Source organism: Candidatus Neptunochlamydia vexilliferae (assembly GCF_015356785.1).
Taxonomy (GTDB): Bacteria; Chlamydiota; Chlamydiia; order Chlamydiales; family Simkaniaceae; genus Neptunichlamydia; species Neptunichlamydia vexilliferae.
In genome coordinates this window covers 1-7435 of the sequence record NZ_JAAEJV010000072.1, presented here as the reverse complement: position 1 = coordinate 7435, position 7435 = coordinate 1, and the positions used below count along the sequence as shown (strand labels likewise).

Below are 7435 nucleotides of genomic sequence, written 5' to 3'. Positions count from 1 at the left end.
GAACCCTAGATTCATCTCACTGTAGAGATGGTCTCTTCTCTTTGAGAGACAACTTGTTGTGACAGCTTCTTGTCACAATGCGAAAAGGTGAACAAGGCCAAATCGTCAAAACGTCAATTTTATGTGTCAAGCCAAATTAGAAATGTCACCTCCTTTCTGAAAAATGGGTATTATTTTCTTCTTCTTTACCCAGGCTAAGAGTGTCTATAAGCGTTCTTTTGAGCCTTAGTTTTTACTAGGCATAAAATCTTTTCTTTTAAACTCTTATCGATCTTTCGGTTGCTCGGCTTCCCTCTTTTTAGAGAAATAAGACCTATTTCTCCTTGTTCCCTATACCGCCTCCTTATTCTTTTGGTTTGCCTAATACTGACCCCAAGCTCCTCGCTTGCCTTCTCAATTGTTAAAATCTTTTTGTCGATTTGCTTCATAACACTTAAACGTTCAGCTTCCTTCACGCTCATTTTATTGTCTCCTTCATAGAGCATCTCCAAAGCACTCAACTTTACCAAAGGTGACATTTCTACTTTGGTAAAAGGTGACATTATCATTTTGCGCTTACACAGTCAGAGCGAGCCTTATGAAAATTGAAGTGTTGGTTTAAGATCTTGGATAACTCGTTGATATGCATGATATAACCTCATTTTTGTGCAAAAGAGATTATTGCATATCAACGGGTTACCTTACATTCAAAATTTTTTGTCCTGTACTAAGTTGTGGTTTATAAAAAACAACACACGCTTTTTTATTAATTGCATGTAATAGCAAGATTATTTAATAGGAAATTATGAGATACACATTACTAGCACTTTTATTCTTGGTGGGATGTTCCACAAACACCAAAATCATGACGCGGAATGAGTATGCAGCGGTTGAAGTGGGGATGACCACTGAAGAGCTGCAAAAACAGTTCGGAAAGCCCTATCAGGTGATCTCCAAAGGGGAAGGGACTGTTACCTACGAGTATATCGAAAAGATTACCGCAGGAACCGAGGTGATCGAGCAGCGTCGCTACTACATCGTCATTGAGGACGGGAAAGTGATCGGAAAGTATATGAAACTTTCCAATCCGCCCCCTTTCGAGGCGATCTACTCAGACACCCCTTACCCCGACTATTAGGCTATTTTCCTTGAGCAATCTTCTCAAGCTGAGGAAGAACGATCTGATTAAAAGTCTTTTTTTTGAGAAATAAGAGAAATGCCAGCCCCTAATGCCCAAATTATTCCACAAGCGCTAGCTATGAAAAGCAGATAGCCGAATACTTTTTCAGGTTTCATATTGTGATTGGAGTCTTGATCTTTTTTAGGAGTCTTTTCAGAATCCATATTTATTAAATATATCTCTCTTGCAAAGCCAAGAGTAGAAAACATTCCTAAACCCACATAAAGTTTTGTTTGAAGCGCGTAAACTCGCTTAGCGGTCTGCAAAATTTGTGCGGCCGCTTATGGATTGAGACAGCCGATCAGGTTGCTGTCTATTTTTAGATGTAACATAATGTCCATGTTTAGGCCCTAATTTTAATGTCGATTCCAGCGGCAACCGGAAGGACCTTGAGCTTATCGATCGTGTCGATGGTTGGGTTGTGGATATCAAGCAGGCGGATGTGGGTCCGGATCTCGAACTGCTCGCGTGACTTTCGGTCAACGTGAGGAGAGCGGAGAACGGTGTAGATCTCCCGCTTGGTAGGAAGAGGGATAGGGCCGACGATGCGGGCACCTGTTCTCTTGGCCGTTTCAACGATGTCGGCGGTCGAGCGGTCGAGGACCCGTTGGTCGTATCCCTTAAGGCGGATCCGTATCTTTTTTCTTGCGGGTTCTTTGACTTTAGCTTTGGTTTCTTTTGACATGGATCTCTTTTTCCTATTTCTTCATGATTTCTTCTTGAATTTTTGCAGGAACCTTTTCGAAGTGGCTGGGTTCCATGGTATAGCTGGCGCGCCCTGTACTGAGAGAGCGGATCGTTGTCGAGTAACCGAACATTTCACTCAAGGGAACTTCACAGTCGATGATCGCGATCCCCCGTTCGTTTCCTTGGTTCATGATCTTTCCACGCCGTCGGTTGATGTCACCGATAAGGTCTCCTAAGAACTCTTCAGGAGTGGTGACAACGACCTTCATGATCGGTTCGAGGATGATCGGCTTACTGTTTTTTGCAGCGTCTTTAATCGCCATCGAAGCACAAATCTTAAAGGCCATCTCGTTCGAATCGACCTCGTGGAATGATCCAAAGACAATCGAGACTTTGACGTCAACAAGGTTATATCCTGCAAGGACTCCATTGGAAAGTCCCTCTTCGATCCCTTTCATACAGGCGGGGATGTATTCTTTCGGAATGACACCGCCAACAATCTTGCTGACGACTTCATTTCCTTTCCCTGTTTCATTGGGCTCAATCTCCAGACAAACGTGGGCATATTGTCCCCGTCCACCTGATTGCTTGACAAACTTGGTATCGGTTTTGCCTGGAGCGGTGATGGTTTCTTTGTAAGAGACTTGTGGTTTACCCACACTCGCTTCGACTTTAAATTCGCGCATCATCCGATCTTTAAGGATCTCGAGGTGGAGCTCTCCCATTCCTGAGATGATGGTTTGTCCTGTCTCTTCATTAGTGCTGACGCGGAAGGTGGGGTCTTCTTCTGAAAGAGAACCTAGAGCAACAGAGAGTTTTTCTCGGTCTCCCTTAGACTTAGGCTCGATGGCCATCGAAATCACAGGTTCGGGGAATTCCATCTTCTCGAGGAGAAGGGGATTATTCTCACCACACAGGGTATCTCCTGTTGCAGAGTTTTTAAGTCCGATAACGGCTGCGATATCTCCGGTAAAGAACTCATTCCGATCTTTTCGTTGGTTGGAGTGCATTTCGAGAAGACGAGAAACCCGCTCTTTTTTCCCTTTGGTGGTGTTGATCAGATTCATCCCTTTTTCAAGGACTCCGGAGTAGACACGGACGAAGGTCAGCCTTCCGACATAAGGGTCGGTCACGACTTTAAAGGCAAGGGCGGCAAGGGGACTATCGTCAGAAGGTTCCAGGAGAAGCTCTTCTTCAGAGTCGGCATCCATCCCTTTAATCGTTCCTCGATCAAGAGGTGAGGGCATCCATTTGGTGATCGCATCAAGAAGGGGTTGGACCCCTTTGTTCTTGAAAGCTGTTCCACACAGGACAGGGTTAATTTTATTGGTGCAAACCCCTTTACGGATGACGGCATGAATCTCATCAGGGTCAAGGGAGTCTGGGTCTTCGAGGACCTTCATCATGAACTCTTCATTCGAGTCATCGATAGTCGCAAGTTCATCGAGAAGTGTTGTCCGCATTTCTGCACATTTCTCTTTAAGATCTTCGGGGATGTCGGTGGTTTCAAATTCTGCGCCGAGGGTTTCATCTTTAAAGACGTAAGCTTTCATCGAGACAAGGTCGACCATTCCGAGGAAGTCGTTTTCGGCTCCGATCGGACACTGGACAGCGATCGCATTTGCCCCGAGCTTTTCTTTCATGCTGTCGATGCAGTAGAAATAGTCGGCTCCGACGCGGTCCATTTTGTTGATGAAGGCGATTCTGGGAACGTTGTAACGGACAGCTTGACGCCAGACCGTTTCCGATTGGGGTTGAACGCCGTCGACAGCACTAAAGACAGCAACCGCTCCATCGAGAACGCGGAGGGAACGCTCCACTTCTACGGTGAAATCAACGTGTCCGGGAGTGTCGATGATGTTAATTTTGCAATCGCCCCAGTAGACGGTGGTGGCAGCTGAGGTGATGGTGATCCCTCGCTCTTGCTCTTGCTCCATCCAGTCCATGGTGGCAGCCCCTTCGTGCACTTCACCGATTCGGTGAACGCGTCCTGAGTAGAAGAGGATCCGCTCTGTACAGGTCGTTTTTCCCGCATCGATGTGGGCCATGATCCCAATGTTGCGGACGTTTGAAAGTTGATCTTGTGGGGGGCGCTTGTTTGCCATGTGCTGTTATCCTTTTACCATTTGTAATGGGCAAATGCTTTGTTTGCTTCTGCCATTCTGTGGGTGTCGTCTTTCTTTTTAATCGTGGAACCTTGGTTGTTAAAACAGTCGGAAAGTTCCATTGCGAGGCCGTCGATCATATTGCGTCCAGCTTTTTGGCGGGCGTTGGTGATGATCCACTTCATCGCCATTGATTGCCGTCTTTCAGGAGAAATTTCGATCGGGACTTGGTAGGTTGCCCCACCGATGCGGCGTGATTTCACCTCGAGAGTCGGCATCGCATTTTCCATTGCCTGCTCAAAGGCCATAAGAGCGTCTTCTGCCTGTACCTTTTTAGAGAACTCATCGAGAGCGCCATAGACAATTTTGATAGCGAGTGATTTCTTTCCATCAAGCATCACACGGTTGATGAATTTGGTGAGAACGACACTATTATACTTTTGGTCGGGTTCTATTTTTCGTTTGGTAGCTCGACGTCTTCTAGACATGATTCATTCTTCCTTTACTTGGGTTTCTTCGCGCCATACTTCGAGCGCCCTTTTTTCCGATCTTTAACAGCTGCGCAGTCTAAGGAGCCGCGGACGATGTGGTAACGAACACCGGGAAGGTCTTTCACCCGCCCCCCTCTAACGAGGACGATGCTGTGTTCCTGTAAGTTATGTCCTTCACCCCCAATGTAGGCAATGACTTCTTGCCCATTGGAGAGGCGGACCCAAGCCACTTTACGTAGCGCTGAGTTCGGCTTTTTCGGTGTCTTTGTCTTTACCTGCAAACAAACGCCCCGTCTTTGAGGACATTTTTGAAGAGCAGGGGACTTTTTCTTCTTTACTTTTGGTCTGCGCGGCTTCCGCACGAGTTGGTTCATCGTTGGCATTTAGGCCATTACTCCTTGTCATTCAGTTGTCAGCCCCACGAGGGACTAGAGCTTATACATATAAACAGACAATATACTGCAGATAGGCAATTATTTGCAAAAAAAATGCACATTCTTTCAAAAAGAGGTCCCCGAACACCTTTTTCAATTAAATAATTAGATCGAAGTGTTTTGCAATTAAATTATTTAAAAACTATTCATTTAATTTTTTGGTTATTATATTTGAGAAATATGAGAAGGGTCTTTTTTTTTATTATTTTTTGCATCAGTCTTGGGTTCGCATCCGATCCCTATACCTTATCGTTGCGCGATGTCCGCCCTACCATGGATAAGATGTTCACCTATCACGTTGAAAACAAAGAGTTTAACCAACTTATCGTCAAGCGGTCGGTGAAGATCTATATCGAGCAGTTTGATCCTAACCGGACGTCACTCCTTAAAGGAGAGGTCACCCCTTTTCTTGCGATGACGCCGCGGCAGACCCGGAAGGTGGTCAATCAGTACCAACGTGGGGAGTTTGCTCAGTATTGGAACCTCAACTTTATGATTGAGCAGGCGATCCTTCGCAATCGGCGGATCCGTCATGAGCAGATTGAGAGGCTCATCAATGAGGGGGGAGGGGCTCTTAGCCGCACCATTCCTCGCACTTACACCGACTATGCCGCAAATGAAGAGGAGCTCAAAAACAGAATTTACGACCGGCTGGTCTTAGAGGTTCAGGTCTATATGAAGCAGCGGAAGGTCAAAGAGGTCAGTCCGCAGCTTGTCCAAAAGATTTTAAATCACCGGGTTAAAAAAAGGGCCGCATTTGAAGCCCACTACCTAGGGAAAAGTGAGCGTGAACTTACCCTTCATATGCTCAAGGCGATGGCAAAAAGTCTCGATGCCCATACCGGTTACTATAGCCCGCTTGAAGCGCACGAGATTCGCGCTGCCCTGAAAAAGGAATTCTCGGGGGTCGGTGTTGTTTTACGTGAAGACTTTGATGGGGTGTATGTTTCAAACCTTATCCATGGAGGTCCTGCCGACAAAAGTGGAGCGATTCAGGTCGGAGATATCTTAGTTGCCATTAACCACCAGGGCGTTGAAGACCTCACCTTCGAGCAACTGCTTGAGGTGATGAAGGGGAAGGCTGGCTCTAGAATTACTTTGGGTGTGAAAAGGGAAGCAGAGGTGGTCCATGTCGATCTGATCCGACAAAAAATCACCATGGATGATGAGCGGCTGTCCCTTGCCTATGCTCCTTATGGGGATGGCATTATTGGGAAAATCACCGTTCCCGCTTTCTATGATAATGGAGGGCAGGTAAGTCTTGATCGAGATATGCGTGAAGCTCTCCGCGTTCTAAAGTCAGAAGGAAAACTCCAGGGGCTTGTCCTCGATTTTCGAGAAAATTCAGGGGGCTTTTTAAGCCAAGCGGTCAAAGTCTCTTCCCTTTTTATGAACGGGGGGCTCATTGTTATCTCGAAATATTCTGATGGGGAAGTGAGCTACCAAAGAAACATCGATGGGCGGCAGTACTATGATGGGCCTCTCGTGATCCTCACCTCAAAAGCCTCCGCCTCCGCCACAGAAATCGTGGCTCAAGCGCTCCAAGATTATGGCGTTGCCCTTATCGTTGGAGATGAGCGCTCCTATGGAAAAGGGTCGATGCAATACCAGACCATTACGAATGAAAGGGCCCGCGCCTTCTTTAAGGTCACCGTTGGGAGATATTACACCGCCTCCGGGCGCTCCCCCCAAATCCAAGGGGTTCAGGCCGACATTGTTGTTCCCACCGCCTTCTTTCCTTATAATATAGGAGAGCGTTACTTAGAGTTTCCCCTTTCTAACGATCACCTCACCAGTGATACCTTTCACTCTCTTATGAATATCAAGCAAGGGTCCTACCGCGATGTGGCTCGCTTTGCCGTTCCCTATCTCAAGCCCCGCGAATCGCAGTGGCGGCAAATGCTCCCCCAGCTCGTTGCCAATAGTCAAGAACGCCTTGCAAATGATCAAAACTTTCAATTTTTTCTCAAAGTGGGCAAGGGGTACCGCCCTAAAAAAGCCCAGACCCGGCGCGAAGCCTTCTCAGAAAACTATGGGATGGATGACCTTCAAATGAAGGAATCTGTTTCCATTGTCAAAGATATGATTTCTATAAGTCAGCAAAACTCGTTGCAATAAAAGTCCTAAAGTTCTACCATAGCCTTTTAATACATAAGCAAGTTTAAGAATTGGAATTTCCCAAAATCAGCGCCCTAGATTTAAGCTTATCGAAGCAGTCTCCTGTCGAGAAGATAGGAGCGATGCAGAGGAGTTTAAAGGTGGGGATGCTGATGAAGGAAAAACCGATTCTTAAGCTTGTTTGGGTATAAGGCTGGATAGCTCAGTTGGTAGAGCAGAGGACTGAAAATCCTTGTGTCGCCGGTTCGATTCCGGCTCTAGCCACACCTTTCTTGATAAGGAAAATCCGGAATATTAGATTTCCTTAAATCACCCAAACGGGCTTTCCATTAACTATTTTGGACAGGATCCCTGCAAAGTCGTGACTTAAATTTTTAAATATGCATAAATGGTTGGTTTCGTATCCAATATAACCAAGGCGAGCCAGCATGAGCACCCAAA

General features: G+C 46.3%; 9 protein-coding genes and 1 tRNA gene. 4 read left to right on the top strand and 6 right to left on the bottom strand.

All coding sequences use genetic code 11. The features are described 5' to 3' along the window. Window positions 1–194: 194 nt before the first annotated feature. Entirely contained in the window at window positions 195–485 is a 291-nt protein-coding gene (locus NEPTK9_RS08580) for a helix-turn-helix domain-containing protein (protein ID WP_194848422.1), read from the bottom strand. A 299-nt stretch (window positions 486–784) separates the two neighbouring features. On the opposite strand from NEPTK9_RS08580, the gene bamE reads away from it, so the two are divergent. Next, window positions 785–1117, top strand: a complete 333-nt coding sequence (gene bamE / locus NEPTK9_RS08575) for an outer membrane protein assembly factor BamE domain-containing protein (RefSeq protein WP_194848421.1) — start codon at window positions 785–787, stop codon at window positions 1115–1117. 47 nt (window positions 1118–1164) lie between these two features. Here the strand turns inward: bamE and NEPTK9_RS08570 are convergent, their stop codons facing one another. The 5 genes from NEPTK9_RS08570 to rpsL form a co-directional block, all read right to left on the bottom strand. Then, window positions 1165–1425, bottom strand: a complete 261-nt coding sequence (locus NEPTK9_RS08570; protein ID WP_194848420.1) for a hypothetical protein — start codon at window positions 1423–1425, stop codon at window positions 1165–1167. 77 nt (window positions 1426–1502) lie between these two features. Continuing rightward, a complete protein-coding gene (rpsJ, locus tag NEPTK9_RS08565) occupies window positions 1503–1844 on the bottom strand; it encodes a 30S ribosomal protein S10 (RefSeq protein WP_194848419.1) in 342 nt (113 codons plus the stop codon). A gap of 13 nt (window positions 1845–1857) precedes the next feature. Then, entirely contained in the window at window positions 1858–3951 is a 2094-nt protein-coding gene (gene fusA / locus NEPTK9_RS08560) for an elongation factor G (protein ID WP_194848418.1), read from the bottom strand. Between the two features lie 14 nt (window positions 3952–3965). After that, window positions 3966–4439 carry a 30S ribosomal protein S7 gene (gene rpsG, locus NEPTK9_RS08555; RefSeq protein WP_194848417.1) on the bottom strand — a complete coding sequence of 158 codons (474 nt, stop codon included), beginning with the start codon at window positions 4437–4439 and terminating at the stop codon, window positions 3966–3968. 14 nt (window positions 4440–4453) lie between these two features. Next, window positions 4454–4825, bottom strand: coding sequence for a 30S ribosomal protein S12 (rpsL, locus tag NEPTK9_RS08550; RefSeq protein WP_194848416.1), 372 nt, complete (start codon window positions 4823–4825; stop codon window positions 4454–4456). A gap of 231 nt (window positions 4826–5056) precedes the next feature. Between rpsL and tsp the strand changes: the two genes are divergently transcribed. The 3 genes from tsp to NEPTK9_RS08535 all read left to right on the top strand — a co-directional run bounded on the left by tsp (window position 5057) and on the right by NEPTK9_RS08535 (window position 7258). Continuing rightward, window positions 5057–6994: a tail-specific protease Tsp gene (tsp, locus tag NEPTK9_RS08545; protein ID WP_478219258.1), complete on the top strand. Its 1938-nt coding sequence runs from the start codon at window positions 5057–5059 to the stop codon at window positions 6992–6994. Window positions 6995–7044: 50 nt separating this feature from the next. Further along, window positions 7045–7185, top strand: coding sequence for a hypothetical protein (locus NEPTK9_RS08540; RefSeq protein ID WP_194848414.1), 141 nt, complete (start codon window positions 7045–7047; stop codon window positions 7183–7185). Continuing rightward, window positions 7186–7258, top strand: a tRNA-Phe gene (locus NEPTK9_RS08535). The last annotated feature ends 177 nt before the right edge of the window (window positions 7259–7435 follow it).